Raw genomic sequence first — 14,141 nt, 5'->3', positions numbered from 1 at the left:
ACCCGCCGAATACGAGACCAACTACTACCTCGAAACCACGAAACCCCAGGTCACAGTCACACCCTAGAGTCTCGATCAAACCCGGAACGGTTCACCAACAGATGCCCCAGCGTCGCGACTCCCACCGCGGGGCCGGTGCTTCGTTCCCAACGGGCACTCGCCCCCGACCTTGCCCGCGGCGCGATGCTGCTGTTCATCGCGCTGGCCAACGCGGCGAACTTCGCCTTCGCGGGCCAGCCCGGCATCGACGGTACGCCACACGGCCTGCAGCGAGTGGTCAACTTCTTCATGATCACGTTTGTGGACAGCCGGGCGTACCCGGTGTTCGCGGTGATGTTCGGCTACGGGCTGGTGCAACTGGCCCGCCGGGCTGGCGCGGCCGGCGCCGATCCGCGACGCATCCTGTTGCGCCGTAACGCGTGCCTCATCGTCTTCGGTGCCATCCACGCCACGTTGTTGTATTTCGGCGACTTTCTCGGCGCGTACGGCATCGTCGGGATCATCGCCACGCTTGTCCTCCTCCGCCGCGGCGACCGGGTCCACCGCCTCGTCATGTGGCTGTGGGCGCTCTTGCTCGGCTTCACCCTCGTCCTCGCCGCCATGCTGGTCGTCAACGCCGAGAGTGGTCACGCGGTCCTCACCAACACCCCCAACCCGTCGTTGGCAGCGGCCTCTTACGGGCAGGGGGTTCTGGATCGGCTTGCGGAATGGCCCGTGCACACCGCGACAGTGGTGCCGTTCATCTTCATCGTCTGGCTCGGCATGTGGGCAGCGCGCCGCCGCATTCTGGAAGCCCCGGAGACGCATCAGGTCCTGCTGCGCCGCACCACGGTGGGCTGCCTGGCCGTCACCGTGCTCGGCGCCCTGCCGTACGCACTGGTGGCCGCCGGTGCGCTCCACGTCGACCCCGGTACTCTCGATGCCATGGCCTATCTCCACGCGGTCAGTGGCGAGTTCGGTGGTCCTGGCTACGTCGCCCTGTTCGGGTTGCTGGCGCAGCAGTTCTCCACTGGCCCGCGCCGGCCGAAGATCGTTGGCGCGGTCGCCGCGTTGGGCCGGCGGTCGCTGAGCGGGTACCTGTTCCAGTCGGTGGCCTGGACCATCGTCTTCGCCCCGTTCGCCTTGGACCTGGGGGGCTCCACGTACCGCGCGGTCATGGCCGCGATCGTGGTGTGGACGGTGTCGGTGCTGGCCGCACGGGCCATGGAGAGGCGGCGGTACCGGGGGCCGGCCGAGCGCCTGTTGCGCCGCTTGACCTACGGCCGGTCATGAGCGTCCCCCCGTGGCGCTGGCCTGCGAGAGTCCGGATCGGCCTGGCCGCGGTGGTGTCCGCCGCGGCCGGGCTGCTCTGGGCCGACACCGGTGGCGGAGACTTCTGGCCGCGGTGGGTCTGGTTCGGCCTGGCCACCGTGCTCGCCGCGGACCAGCTTCTGCGGTGGGTGTTGCGCGTGCCACCGGGTCGGCGGCGCTGGCTCGCGCTGGACGGCGCCCTCTGCGCGCTCATCGCCACGGACGACGTGGCGATCTGGGCGCTCTCCGGTGGCGGACTGTTCTGGCCCATCTTCACCTTTCTGGCACTGCCCATGGTGTGGGGCACACACGCGTTCCTGGTGAGCCGCCACCCCGACGACCGGGAGCGGGCCTTGGTCGCACGGGTGGACACGCTCACTCGTACCCGCCGCGGTGCGGTGGAAAGCCAGGCGGCCGAGCTGAAGCGGGTCGAACGCGACCTGCATGACGGTGCGCAGGCCCGCCTGGTGTCGCTCGGCGTGACCCTCGGCATGGCTCAGGACCTGATCCACCGCGACCCGGACGCCGCGGCGGAGATGCTCGGCGAGGCCCGTTCCACCGCCGGCAGCGCGCTGGAGGACCTCCGTACCGTCATGCACAGCATCCAGCCGCCGGTACTCGCCGACCGCGGCCTTGCCGACGCGGTCCGGGCACTCGCGCTCGACCTGCCCCTGCCGGTCACCATCACCGGCGACCCGCCGCCGGACATCCCTGTGGCGGTCCAGACGGCCGGGTTCTTCGCCATCGCCGAATGCCTGGCCAACACGGTCAAACACGGCCAGGCGACCGCGGCATCCGTGACCTACGTGACCGACCCGCAGGTGCTGCGGGTCGAGGTGGGCGACAACGGCGTCGGCGGCGCCGTTGTCGCACCCGGCCGCGGCCTGCACGGCATCGTCCAACGGCTGGCGATCCTCGACGGTCAGCTCGACGTCGACAGTCCGGCCGGCGGCCCGACGCGCGTCACTATCACCGTCTTGGTCTGAGGCAATGCTGGTTGAACGCGCCTCAAATCACGGCCGTCCGCACAATGCGGCGACCTCGGCGCGGTCATGACCGAGCGTCGCCGACGGCGGCAGGGCCTCGAACGGACCGCCGGGCGTGCCCACCGGCCGACGGGTCCCGGCCCCCCACTCGACGAGCGCCCAGTTCCAGACGAACCAGAACAACCCAGGGCCTGTCGAATCCTGCCCGGTGCCGCACGTCGATGTGCCGCGTGCGGTGGAAGCGGCTGACGCGCCCGGTCCGCGTTCGCACGGACCGTCAGCGCGTACCCGGCCCGCAGCCGCACAGCGGCCGCTCCTCGAAGGCCCACGGCACCACCCGCCCACCCGGCTCCGCCCAGCGCAGTCGGCGCGGTCCGCGTCGGGGGCGAGCAGCCGGACGATCTCGTCGAAGACCCCGGCACCGTACGTCTCGGCGAGCCGTTTGTCGTCCCCGGGGGAGCCACGCCGAGGGCGCGTTCGTTCCGCGCCCTGTTCACGGTGGGCGGCGGGCAGAGGCGTACGAGATCGTCGACCGCGGTCGCCGGAGGGACGCTGCCGACACCGGCGTGAAAAGACTCGGACGTACGAGCCAAGGGTGACGGCGCCCCGTATCGACTGTAAGGGCCTCTTTGCGCTGCCAGAATTCCGGCAGGCGAGGCGCCGGTGGGGGCGCGGGCGAGGCGGGGGCGGCGAGGCGGGGTGGGCGTGACCGAGCGCGGCACGACCGGTCGTGTCGCTCCGGGGGGGACCGGGCATGACGGACCACGGCGTCCCGGGCGGACGCGCGGCGACGGAGGACCGGCCGGGCCGTGAACGGCGGAGCGACGGGCCGGGCAGGCAACGGCAGGGCGACGGGGCGCCGCCTGCGGTGCCCCGGCACGTGGCGTGCGTGATGGACGGCAACGGCCGGTGGGCGGAGCGGCGTTCACTGCCGCGCGCGGCGGGCCACCGGGCCGCCGAGAACACCGTCATCGACATCATCGAGGCGGCCCGGTCCGCCGGCGTCGAGTGGCTCAGCCTGTACGCCTTCTCCACCGAGAACTGGAACCGGCCCGGCGCCGAGGTCGACTACCTGATGCGCCTGGTCCGCCGGGTCGTACGGAAGCACGCGTTGCTGCTGTTCGCCCGCGGCATCCGCTGCCGCTTCCTCGGGGCCGCCGACCCGCGCATCCCCCGCGAACTGGCCCGGGACTTCGACGACCTGACGACGCTGACCGGCGACAACCGGGGGATGACGCTGACCGTGGCCTTCGACCACGGCGGCCGCCGGGACATCGTCGAGGCCACCCGGTCGCTGATCCGCAGCGGGACCCCCGCGGACGAGGTGACCGAGCGGCTCTTCGCGGAGCACCTGCCGTTCCCCGACACCCCGGACGTCGACCTCGTCATCCGTACCTCCGGCGAGCAGCGCATCTCCAACTTCATGCTCTGGAAAGTCGCCTACGCCGAGTGGGTCTTCCCCGAGGTGCTCTGGCCGGACTTCCGGGCCCCCGATTTCCTCGCCTGCCTGCACACCTACCGGCGCCGCGACCGCCGCTTCGGCGGCCTACCGCCCCAGACGAACGGAGACCCGCGATGACGACCGCAACGACCGGCGCGACCCGCACGGACACCACGCGACCGGCCGACGGACCGCCCCTGTTCGGGCCGGATTCGCAGTTCCACGCGTTCTTCGACGACCCTCGCTGGGCGCTCGCCATGGTCCGCGCGACCGTGCTGGAGGCGGCCCACCCGCAGATCGGCGCCGCCCTCGTCGACAACTCCACTTTTGTCGCCCACCCCTGGCGCCGGCTCCGCAACACCTTCCTCAGCATGCGGCGCATGTTCGACGCCGACCCTGCGGTACGCGAGCGGGAGGCCGCCCGACTCAACCGGCTGCACGCCCGCATGAGCGGCTCCGACTCCCGAGGCCGGGCCTATGACGCGATGGACCGCGCGACCCGCGCCTGGGTGGTCGCCACCCTCTTCGAGAGCGCCGTCACCATGTGCCGGCTGAGCGGCCAGCCGCTCGACCAGGACACGATGGAGCGTATGTACGCCGAGTACCGCGCGTTCCTGGCAGCCCTCGACCGTGACGCCGGAGAACTCCCCGAAGATCTCCACGATTTCTGGCAGTACTTCGACCGGGTCGTCGAGAACGAGTTGGAGTACACCGAGGCGGCCCGCGTCATCCTCTACCGGCTCTTCGACCACCTGCCCGCCCCGCCGCTGCTCGACGGCGCCCCGACGCTGTGGGCGGCAGGCCGGGCCGTCGCCGGACCTCTCCTCGGCGCGATCACCGTCGCCTCGCTCCCCGGGCCGTACCGGCGCCGGGCCGGCCTGCCGGAGATGCCCGGCGCCCAGACCCTCATGCAGGGCGCCTACCTCGCCGCCGGACTGGCCCGCTTCCTCCCCGAGGGCTGGCTCAACGCCGAAAGCGTCATCGAACTCCTCTCGCTCTCGCCCGGGAGCGACGACCCCCGCTCCCGGACCATGGCCGCCCTGCGCGGCCGCATGAGGCGGGCATCCGCCCTGCTCCGCCTACTGACCCCGCTGGGCGGTGACACCGATCCGGACCCGGCATCCCGGGCGGGCACGGGGGAGGGCCGACGTTCAGCGGAGGAGTTTTTCCGCCAGGTGCTGGACCAGACCGGCGACGGCCACCTCGACTGGCCTGACCTCGCCGCCATGGCCCGCGAACTCTCCACCCGCCTCGACCTGGACGAACCCGAGGAGACCCGGCTCTACGAGGCCTTCGCCGCCTGGTGGCGCGAACTCCAGGCCGCCCTCGACACGGACGGCGACGGCCGCGTCAGCGCCGACGAGTACGCCGCCGCCGTCCCCTCCCTCGCCGGACCCGCGCTCATCCGCGTCGCCGAGGTGCTCTTCGACGCCACTGACAAGGACGGCAGCGGGGCCATCGACGCCGACGAGTACCGGACTCTCTTCCGCACTGCCTTCCGCCGCGACCTCACGACCACCGACGGAATCTACGGCCGGAGCGCCTTCGTGAGTGACTTCCTCTCCTTCATGTCCGCCCGCCGCACGGGCACCCCGCACGACCCCCTCCTCGCGGACGCCTGATGTGATCTCTTTGACCTGGGGCTTCGAACGTCGTCTCGCACTTGATCACTCGTGTCGGTGGCTGCTGTTCGTGCAGGCGGCCATGTTCGAGTCGGCCACCGACCGTCTCCCTCGTCCTGCGCCTGGCAAGGGAAGATCCCGGGTGGGGGGAGAGGCGCGTCCACGGGGAGCTGCTGATCTCAGGCGTGAAGGTGGCCGCCCCCACCCTCTGGGAGATCGATCGCCGGGGATCGAGGTCGTGCTGACGGGGAGCCCGGATGCCGAGAATGAACTCGGTCATGCAGAGGTGGGTGCGGACCTGTTGGCGCGAGCTGCTGGACCGCACCTTGATCTGTCCGCCGGCTGTCGGTGTCCGACTCGGCGCCCGGCGTCCTGTCAGGCTGAGGTCTTCGATGGGGACTCGCGGCCCTGTGTGCGCAGTTGCTCGTTGATGCGCTGGGCTTCTTCGAGTTGGTCTTCGAGGATGATGATGCGGCAGGCGGCCTCTATGGGGGTGCCCTGGTCGACGAGTTCGCGGGCGCGGGCAGCGATGCGCAGCTGGTAGCGGGAGTAGCGGCGGTGGCCGCCATCCGAGCGCAGGGGGGTGATCAGGCGGTGTTCGCCGAGGGAGCGGAGGAAGGCGGGGGTGGCGCCGAGCATTTCGGCGGCCCGGCCCATGGTGTAGGCGGGGTAGTCGTCATCGTCGAGGTTGTCGGTGGGACGGGAAGCGGCAGGGGGCATAGACCTCTTCTTTCGTGGACGCGTCGGGGGGCCCGGGTGCCGTGCAGGCACCCGGGCCCCGAGCTTTCAACACCATCTACCGGCACACTGCGCCGGCCTTCTTCGTCCGCAGGTTCCGCCTGGGAGGGCGGGGCTGCGGGGATCGCGGATGCGTGACCGGGGACCACCTTCCAATCCGGGGCCTGCGGTACCCGGGCGGACTTCCTTCCTGGCCCGGGCGATCCTGGATGGCGTTCGGCTCCTTACTTTCGGTTACTCGGTTGTAAAGCTGGATACTGCGGGTACTGCTCGCGGCCCCTGTGGGGCCGCGTCCTGCTTGACATGCATGCGCGGCAGTTCGTGTCTGCCGTGCCCTCTTCGACTTCCTGGGTACGACGGAAACAATAACCCCGTGACGAGCGAATGTCTACTACCGCCACGACAGGTTTTCATCATTGCTGATGCGCGAACTCGTGCCGCGCATACACCCGGAAGAGTGTGTTGTGCCGGGTTGAATCCCGGCCCGGCGGACACATGCTGAGCCGGGAGGTACAACCGACTCGGGGCGGGTGGCAGCGCGTGAGTACACGGAGACGACGCGCACGGAAGGGCGTCGTCAGGTTGTCTGGAGGATGGCCGGCTGTGCGGGTGGGGGGCGTGGTGGGGGGGTGCCTCTATGTCTTTCGTCAAGCGAGCCGGGGGCTCCTGGGTTCGTAGAAGGTTCCGTCGCGGAGCATGGCGAAGAGGACGCTGATGCGATGGCGGGCGAGGCGGAGGAGGGCCTGGGTGTGGGTTTTGCCGCGGGGTCGGCAGCGGTCGTAGTAGCCGCGGGAGGCGGGGTCGTGGAGGGCTGCGAACGCGGAGAGGAACGTTGCGCGTTTCAGTTGACGGTTCCCGCCTCTGGGGGCGTGTTCGCCGTGGACCGACGTGCCGGACTGCTTCGTGGCCGGGGCGAGGCCCGCGTAGGAGGCGAGGTGGGCAGCGGTCGGAAACGAGCTGCCGTCGCCGACGGTTGCCAGGAGGACTGCGGCGGTCCTGACGCCGATGCCGGGCATCGAGGTCAGGACCTCGGCAAGAGGGTGGGCCTCCAACAGGTCCTCGATTCGGGCCTCCAGGGCCCGGCGTTGTTCGTGGACGGCGGCCAGCGACTTCGCCAGCGAGGGAACGATCACGTCGAGGGTGCCGGTGCCGGGGACGACGACGGTCTGCTCGTCGAGCGCGTCGAAGATGTCGTGGACCAGCCGCTCGGCCACGCGCGGGGCTCTGGGCCGGACGACGTCGACGAGTTTGCGGCGGCCGGCCTTCCGCAGGGCCTGCGGGGATCCGTATCGCTCGAGGAGCCAGGTGACGGCCTTGTGGTCCAGGCGAGGGCCGAGCACGCGTTCGAGACTGGGGTGGAACTGGGTGAGCAGACCGCGGATGCGGTTGGACGCGCGGGTCGCCTCGGCCGCCAGGTCCTGGTCGAAGCCAACGAGCATGGTCAGCTCGGCGGTGACTTCGTCGCCGAGTTCGAGGGTGCGGAGAGTGTGGGACATGGTGCGGGCTGCGTCCGCGATGACGGCCGCGTCCTTCGCGTCGGTCTTGGCCTCGCCCGGATAGAGATCAGCGATCCGCCGCATCGCGAGACCGGGCAGGCAGGCGACCTCGCAGCCCGCGTTCCGGGCGACGGCCAGCGGCAGGGCTCCAATGGATGCAGGCTGATCCATAATCACCAGAACTGCGCCGAACTTGTCGCGGAGCTTGTCGAAGACCGCCCTCAGTTTCGGTTCGCTGTTGGGCAGCGGCTTGTCGAAGACCCTCTTCCCGGCCGGTGTCAGCCCGTGGCCGTGATGCGTGGACTTGCCGACGTCCAGGCCCAGGAAGACGCCCACCCCGTCGATGCTGATCACCGTGCCCCCACGTGTTCGACGCGTGCCGGCCTCGGCGTTGGGGCCGTTCACGCGCATCCACGTTATGCAGACCTGCCGCCCCAGGTGGCCGGGCATTGCGCCCGGCCAGACGGTGGTCGGGCCTCTGATCAGCGTCTCCGACGGCACCCCTCGGGCCCGGTGACACCACCCCCCAGGTCATCCCATCGACAGGGGGCAACAGTCATGCCGGGCCCGGAGGCCAGCGGCCCTCTTGCAGGACCGCGAAAAAGATAACGGGGCGATTGTGCCGGAGGTGGGGTGCGATCTGACTGAACGTGGACAGGAACCGCTGGGCTGCCCGGGCGACCGGAAGCCCTTCATGGCGCGTTCACGCTGCCGCGTCGGCTGATGGGAACTCTCGCCCGGTTGGTCAGGCCCTTGTGGGAGCGGTGCTCGACCGAGGGCGTCAGTGTGCGGTGGGCGGTGCTCTTCAACTTGTCGGTGACATCACTCGCGGGAGCCAGGTACGACCGCCCCTGGCTCCGGGCGGACGCAGGCAGCAGCACCCGTCAGCTCTCCGGCCGCGGGCGGGGCTGACCTGCCTGCGGTGCCGCTTCGCCCATTCCACGAGGCCGGTCAGGTAGGAGTACAGCTCCTGCGCCATGGCAGTGAGGCTGTAGTCGGCCTTCGGCGGCACGGTGGGATGAACGGTCCTTGTCAGTAGACCGTCGCGGTGGTGTGCCGGCCCGCGGACGAGATGCGGGCCGGCGCACGGTTGTCGGGGACAGGTGGCTGTCAGCTCTCCAGCACCGTCGTGCGGGTCAGCGGCAGTCGTACCGTCTCCCGGAAGGAGAAGCGGACTACCAGAGCCGAGACGACCGCGAGGCCCGTCAGGTAGAAGCCGGGGGCGAGTGGGGTGCCCGCGAGGGTGACCAGCCCGGTTGCCACGAATGGGGCAGTGCCGCCGAAAAGGACGTAAGCGGCGGTGTAGCCGAGCGCTGAACCACTTGCGCGTAGCTGAGCCGGGAACATCTCGACCATCGCCGGCACGTTCGATGTACCGATGACCGCGACGAGCACCGCCAGGATGGCCGTGCCCACCAGTGCCCCTGCCAGGGACGTCCCGATCAGCCAGAAGGCGGGCAGGGTGGCCACCGCGAAGCCTGCGCACGCGGTGAACAACATTGGCCGGCGTCCGTAGCGGTCGCTGGCCGCCGCCATCAGCGGGCAGGCGGCACTGTAGGCGAGCATGGCCACGCATCCCGTCAGCATGGCCTGGGACTTGCTGTAGCCGACCTCCTCGGACATGTACGCGATCAGGTAGCTGCTCATCAGGTAGTAGCCGACGGCGTTGGTGATGCTGTACCCGAACAGCGTCAGCACCTGGCGGCGGCATAGGCGCCACGCGTCGCGGATCGGTGTGTGGTGCACTGCCTCGCGTCGTTCCATGGACCTGAAGACAGGGGTGTCCTGGATCCGGTTGCGTAGATACAGGCCGATCAGGCCGAGCGGCCCGGCCAGCAGGAAGGGGATGCGCCAGCCCCAACTGCGCAGCGAGGCCTCGTCGAGCGAGGTGGTGATGAGCAGTCCGGTCAGGGAACCGGCCACCGCGGCCAGGCCGACGGTGAGTGCGACGACGCTGGCGTAGCGGGCGCGACGTCCTTCGGGGGCGTATTCCATGATGAACGCCGAGGCGCCGGTGTACTCGCCGCCCGTGGAGAATCCCTGGATTGCCCGCAGCAGGAACAGCAGCACGGGTGCTGTGATGCCGATGACGGCGTAGCTGGGCAGCAGCCCGATCAGCAGTGTCGAGCCGCTCATGCACAGCACGCTCAGCGCGAGCATCCGGTTGCGGCCGACACGGTCGCCGTAGCGGCCGAAGAACACCGCGCCCAGCGGACGGGCGACGAAGCCGCCGGCGAAGATGGCCCAGGTCGCCAGCAGGGCCGCGGTCGTGTCGTACTGAGGAAAGAACAGGCTGGCCAGGGTGGCCGACATGACCGCGTACGCACCCGAGTCGAACCACTCGACGAAGTTGCCGATCGCGGTGGCCGCGGCCACCTTGCGGCGGACTCCGGGCGCGTCGGCCAGGCCGGGCACGGGGACGGGGCCGCCATTTTTGGTGGTGGGCACGCTGCTGGGGCTGTGGCTCGTCATCTTGGTCCGTCCTTCCGGCTCGGTGTCCCTGCGGTGAGGGAGGGAACGGGCGTGCTGAGGTCAAGGGCGCGCAGGGCTGCCCGCTGGATCTTCCCGGTGGCCGAGCGGGGCAGTTCGTCGATGAACTCGATCAGCCGCGGATAGGCGAAGCGGGAGTGGGCCCTGCGGGCGTGGTCGGAGATCTCGCGGGCCAGCGCTTCGGAGGGCTGGTGGCCGGGTGCGAGTTCGATCCATGCCTTGACCGCCTGGCCGCGGACCGGGTCTGGGACGCCCACCACACCGGCATCGGCGACGGCGGGGTGATCGCGCAGGACGGCTTCCACTTCGTATGGACCGACACGGTACCCGGAGGTCTTGATCACGTCGTCGGTGCGGCCGAGGAACCAGAAGTACCCGTCCTCGTCCCGCACCGCCTGGTCCTTGGTGTGGTACCAGGTGCCGCCGAACGTCTCGGACGACGCCTCAGGACGCTGCCAGTACCCGAGGGGATACTGCGGGTTGGAGCCGGCCCGCAGACAGATCTCACCCGGCTCGCCCACGGGCACCTCGCGGCCGTCCTCATCCAGCAGGACAACGTCCCAGCCGGGCAGAGGACGCCCCATGGAGCCGGGCTTGACAGGCACGCCAGGGAAGTTGCCCAGCAGCGGATAGGACTCGGTGGAACCGTAGTAGTCGAGCAGGGTGACGCCGAACTGCTCGCGGAACCAGTCGATGAGGTCGCCGGTCAGCGGCTCGTTGGAGCAGCACACCACCCGCAGCACCTGCCGGTGGCGGCTGCCCGCATCCGGCACCTCCTGGCGCATCTTGCGCAGGAACGTCGGGTTGACCAGGGCCGTGGTGACCCGGTTGCGGGCCATGGCGGCCAGCAGGCCCGCCGGGTCGAACCCGGCGGCCGGCCGGTACACCAGATGCACGGCACCCGCGCGCAGCGGACCCATCAGCTTGGCCATCGACCACGCCCAGTCGCCCGCGCCGTAGAACACGTCGCCGGGCCGCAGGTCGTGGCAGTACCGGAACTCGTTGTGTCCCAGGAGGGTGCGGTGAGCGTGCACAATGCCCTTGGCGGCACCGGTCGTGCCGGAGGTGTAGAAGATCAGCGCCGGGTCGTCGGGCGCGGTGTCCACGGTCGTGAACTCCGGCGCGCGGGCGGCGATCGCCGGATCGTCCACGTCGACGACGATGCCGTCGAAACCGCCGGCGCGGTGCACGGCCGCGGACTCCGTCACCAGCACCGTGGCGCCGGAGTCGGCGAGCCGGTAGCGGATGGGTTCATCCGCCCACAGCAGCGACATCGTCACCAGGATCGCGCCGGTGCGCAGCACGCCCAGATAGGTGGCCGGGGTGTCGGGACGCTGCGGCAGTAGGACCGCCACCCGGTCTCCCTTGCGCACGCCCAAGGCGTGCAGATGCGCGGCGATCTGCCGGGAGCGGTCCCCAACCTGCTGCCAGTAGACCTCCTCCCGGCGGCCGGTGTGGTCCTCGAAGATCAGCGCCAGCCGGTCGCCGGGGTGCCGGTCGGCGACGTCGGCGGCCATGTTGTACCGCTCGGGGACACTCCAGTGGTGGTCTTCGACGAGGCGGCGATAGGCGGCCTCGTCGTCGTGGGCGGGGTCGGCGGTGGCGACGCCGGTGGACATAGAGCAACTCCTTGAAGATGCAGGGCTGGCGGGTTCAGCGGCGATGGCCGGACAGGAAGCGGGCCATCTCGCGTTGCGGCTCTCCGGTGGTGTAGGCGGCGGCGTGCACCTTCTTGGCCGCGTCGATCGCCTCATCCAGGCCGGCGTCGTCCAGTTCGCGCAGCCTGCCCTTGGTCAGCGCCACGGCACCGGGCGGCAACTGCGCCAGCCGGGCAGCCTCGGTCAGCGCTTCCTCCTTGACCCGGTCCTCGTCAACCAGGCGGGTCAGCAGCCCGAGCCGAAACGCCTCCGCGCCATGGACCAGCCGGCCACTCAGGGCGAACTCCGCCGTCTTGGCCCGACCGAGGATCCCGAGCATGGCCCAGATACCGGTGATGCTGGGGATGCCGGAAAGCACCTCGGGCTGGCCCATCTGCACGCCCGCGTGTCCGATGCGCAAGTCGGCGAGGAGGGCGAACTGGAATCCGGAGCCGGCCGCGACACCGTTCACAGCGGCGATGACCGGCTTGTCCAGGGCACGCACCGCCCGGAACAGCCGTCCGAAGTCGTCGATCCACTCCTCGGCGGCGGCGTGGTCGTCAGGGTCGATGGCCGCGGTCTCCGCAAGATCCTGCCCCGCGCAGAATGCCCGTCCGGCGCCGGTGAGGATGACCGCCCGGCACCGGTCGTCGGCGCCCGCCGCCTCGAGGGCCACCACCAACTCCAAACGCATCGCGGCGGTCCAGGCGTTGAGCTTCTCCGGGCGGTCGAGCATCACTTCGGCGACATACCTCTCCGTGTCGCCGACACAGACGGGGTGGTGGGTGACAACGACCGTACTGGATCCAGACATGACAGCACTTCCTTTCCTTGGGGCATGGGAGGCCGGGCGCCGACAGGCGGCCTCGGACCGGGGAGGAGACGGGGAGGAGTCCGGCAGCGGAATCCCCGTGAGCAGCCATGCAAACAGCCGTGGATGTGAACTGGCTAACATCAATCGGGACTGCCTGCGATATCACAGCGATATGGTGTGCCGATGGAGCTTCGCCACCTGCGTTACTTCGCCGTGCTCGCCGAGGAATTGCACTTCGGCCGGGCCGCGGAACGCCTGCACATGGCCCAGCCCCCGCTGTCCCAGCGCATCCGGGACCTGGAACGCGAACTGGGCATGCGCTTGTTCGACCGGACACGACCACGGATCCAGCTGACCGAGGCAGGCGCACTGCTGCTGGAACACGTGCGCCCCGTCCTAGCCGGTGTCCAGACGGCTCGGGAGGCCATGCGCCGACTGCAGCCCGGCGAAGCCGGCGTGCTGCGCGTGGGCGTACCGCCGGACACCAAACCCCCCGTACTGCGCACGCTCACCGAGAGCTTTTCTCGGCGTGTCCCCGGCGTCCTCATTGACCTGCACGAACTGACCACCGACGAGCAACTGGTGCGGCTGCGCGAGGGCGAACTGGATGCCGGAGTTGTCCGCCACCCCGCGGACACGGTCGGATTGGACTCCGGCCCGCTGGCCCGGCGCGACCTGGGAGTGGTACTCCGCGAGGACCACCCCTGCGCCCAGGACGACGCACCCGTCCGGTTGCGTGACCTCGACGGGACCTCCCTGGTGATCTTCCCGCGGGTGATGGCGCCACGACTGTATGACCACATGCTGTTGGCATGCCGGGATGGAGGCTTCCTGCCGGGCGCCATCCGACATGCCCGCAACCCCGACTTCGTGCACGGGTTGGTGCTCGCGGCCCGGGGCGTGCACCTGAACGAGGCCCCAACCGCACCGCTCGCCGCCGGCCTGGTCTGGCGCCCCCTCGAAGGCGTATCCCTGGCCTGGCTGACGTCGGCTGTCTGGGTCCCGACCCGGCACAATGAGGCCATCGCCGCCTTCACCGACGCGGTCGGTGAAGGACTCGCCCAGGCGGGACATCGCCCGATCGAGGGGTCCCAGACCATTGACTAACTGATCATTTCAGAATGAGTTCGACATGGTGCTTGGCTGTGGTGTGAGGTGGCGGCAGACTTCTGCGGGTGTCGGATGATCTTGTGCCGGATGACCTGTGGGCCGGCAGCGGACGACCGGGCCGCCCTCCGCGGGATCGTCTACGTGCTGTGCAAGGAGTGAGCTGGGCTGATGCGCCGACCGAACGCGTCGGCTGTAGCGGGGTGACGGCCTGGACTCGTCGTCGACCGTCACGGAACACCGCTCGCCGTCTCACTGACCGGCGGAAACCGACACTACGTCACCCAGCTCGTCTCCCTGCTCGATGGCATACCGCACGTCCACGGGATGCGTGGACGGCCCGCCGACGACCCAAGCTCTGCGGCAGTGCGTTCACGGACCAGGCTGCCGGACCCCGCTCATTCCTCGATGGGACGTAGAGCCGTCAGGTCGCCGAAGACGATCAAGGTGTCTCCCGGGTGAAGGGCGCTGTCCGGGTCGGGGTGGGGAAGCAGCGTGCCGTCCGCGCGGCGCACCAGCA

10 protein-coding genes and 2 pseudogenes are annotated in these 14,141 nt (G+C 70.1%); 5 read left to right on the top strand and 7 right to left on the bottom strand.

Annotated elements, in window-relative coordinates:
• Positions 1-183 precede the first annotated feature (183 nt).
• The 4 genes from ACWC91_RS40695 to ACWC91_RS40680 all read left to right on the top strand — a co-directional run bounded on the left by ACWC91_RS40695 (position 184) and on the right by ACWC91_RS40680 (position 5,339).
• Positions 184-1,272 carry a DUF418 domain-containing protein gene (locus ACWC91_RS40695; RefSeq protein WP_281155546.1) on the top strand — a complete coding sequence of 363 codons (1,089 nt, stop codon included), beginning with the start codon at positions 184-186 and terminating at the stop codon, positions 1,270-1,272.
• Positions 1,269-2,276 (top strand): sensor histidine kinase, encoded by a 1,008-nt coding sequence (locus ACWC91_RS40690; protein ID WP_450644782.1) that lies wholly within the window; start codon positions 1,269-1,271, stop codon positions 2,274-2,276. Before ACWC91_RS40695 ends, ACWC91_RS40690 begins: the two co-directional genes overlap by 4 nt.
• Positions 2,277-3,030: 754 nt before the next feature.
• Positions 3,031-3,855, top strand: a complete 825-nt coding sequence (gene uppS, locus ACWC91_RS40685; RefSeq protein ID WP_450644784.1) for a polyprenyl diphosphate synthase — start codon at positions 3,031-3,033, stop codon at positions 3,853-3,855.
• The gene (locus ACWC91_RS40680; protein WP_450644785.1) at positions 3,852-5,339 is read left to right on the top strand and encodes an oxygenase MpaB family protein; all 1,488 of its coding nucleotides are present in this window, start codon (positions 3,852-3,854) and stop codon (positions 5,337-5,339) included. Before uppS ends, ACWC91_RS40680 begins: the two co-directional genes overlap by 4 nt.
• Before the next feature lie 375 nt (positions 5,340-5,714).
• On the opposite strand, the gene ACWC91_RS40675 is transcribed toward ACWC91_RS40680, so the two are convergent.
• The 7 genes and pseudogenes from ACWC91_RS40675 to ACWC91_RS40645 form a co-directional block, all read right to left on the bottom strand.
• A complete protein-coding gene (locus ACWC91_RS40675; protein ID WP_281155543.1) occupies positions 5,715-6,059 on the bottom strand; it encodes a MerR family transcriptional regulator in 345 nt (114 codons plus the stop codon).
• A gap of 665 nt (positions 6,060-6,724) precedes the next feature.
• A complete protein-coding gene (locus tag ACWC91_RS40670) occupies positions 6,725-7,927 on the bottom strand; it encodes an IS110 family transposase (protein ID WP_450644647.1) in 1,203 nt (400 codons plus the stop codon).
• 259 nt (positions 7,928-8,186) lie between these two features.
• Positions 8,187-8,406, bottom strand: a pseudogene (locus ACWC91_RS40665) (DDE-type integrase/transposase/recombinase); the annotation flags it as partial.
• Positions 8,379-8,621 (bottom strand): annotated as a pseudogene (locus ACWC91_RS40660) (winged helix-turn-helix transcriptional regulator); the annotation flags it as partial. The pseudogenes ACWC91_RS40660 and ACWC91_RS40665, both read right to left, overlap by 28 nt.
• 62 nt (positions 8,622-8,683) lie before the next feature.
• The gene (locus tag ACWC91_RS40655) at positions 8,684-10,045 is read right to left on the bottom strand and encodes an MFS transporter (protein WP_281155542.1); all 1,362 of its coding nucleotides are present in this window, start codon (positions 10,043-10,045) and stop codon (positions 8,684-8,686) included.
• A complete protein-coding gene (locus ACWC91_RS40650; protein ID WP_450644644.1) occupies positions 10,042-11,682 on the bottom strand; it encodes an acyl-CoA synthetase in 1,641 nt (546 codons plus the stop codon). Before ACWC91_RS40650 ends, ACWC91_RS40655 begins: the two co-directional genes overlap by 4 nt.
• Before the next feature lie 34 nt (positions 11,683-11,716).
• On the bottom strand, positions 11,717-12,514 hold the full coding sequence (locus tag ACWC91_RS40645) for an enoyl-CoA hydratase/isomerase family protein (protein WP_450644645.1): 798 nt from the start codon (positions 12,512-12,514) through the stop codon (positions 11,717-11,719).
• A gap of 183 nt (positions 12,515-12,697) precedes the next feature.
• Here ACWC91_RS40645 and ACWC91_RS40640 point away from each other — a divergent pair, with 183 nt between their 5' ends.
• Positions 12,698-13,621, top strand: coding sequence for a LysR family transcriptional regulator (locus tag ACWC91_RS40640; protein ID WP_450644646.1), 924 nt, complete (start codon positions 12,698-12,700; stop codon positions 13,619-13,621).
• Positions 13,622-14,141: the final 520 nt, after the last annotated feature.

This window comes from Streptomyces sp. NPDC001204, from assembly GCF_053598035.1.
Note: the sequence above shows the minus strand (reverse complement) of the source record. Positions and strands in the feature narration are given on the sequence as shown.

What these genes read in the sequence shown, in the direction of transcription:
- ACWC91_RS40695 (WP_281155546.1), top strand. Translation starts at nt 184, where the DNA reads ATGCTGCTGTTCATCGCGCTGGCCAACGCGGCGAACTTCGCCTTCGCG.
- ACWC91_RS40690 (WP_450644782.1), top strand. Translation starts at nt 1,269, where the DNA reads ATGAGCGTCCCCCCGTGGCGCTGGCCTGCGAGAGTCCGGATCGGCCTG.
- uppS (WP_450644784.1), top strand. Translation starts at nt 3,031, where the DNA reads ATGACGGACCACGGCGTCCCGGGCGGACGCGCGGCGACGGAGGACCGG.
- ACWC91_RS40680 (WP_450644785.1), top strand. Translation starts at nt 3,852, where the DNA reads ATGACGACCGCAACGACCGGCGCGACCCGCACGGACACCACGCGACCG.
- ACWC91_RS40675 (WP_281155543.1), bottom strand. Translation starts at nt 6,059, where the DNA reads ATGCCCCCTGCCGCTTCCCGTCCCACCGACAACCTCGACGATGACGAC.
- ACWC91_RS40655 (WP_281155542.1), bottom strand. Translation starts at nt 10,045, where the DNA reads ATGACGAGCCACAGCCCCAGCAGCGTGCCCACCACCAAAAATGGCGGC.
- ACWC91_RS40650 (WP_450644644.1), bottom strand. Translation starts at nt 11,682, where the DNA reads ATGTCCACCGGCGTCGCCACCGCCGACCCCGCCCACGACGACGAGGCC.
- ACWC91_RS40645 (WP_450644645.1), bottom strand. Translation starts at nt 12,514, where the DNA reads ATGTCTGGATCCAGTACGGTCGTTGTCACCCACCACCCCGTCTGTGTC.
- ACWC91_RS40640 (WP_450644646.1), top strand. Translation starts at nt 12,698, where the DNA reads ATGGAGCTTCGCCACCTGCGTTACTTCGCCGTGCTCGCCGAGGAATTG.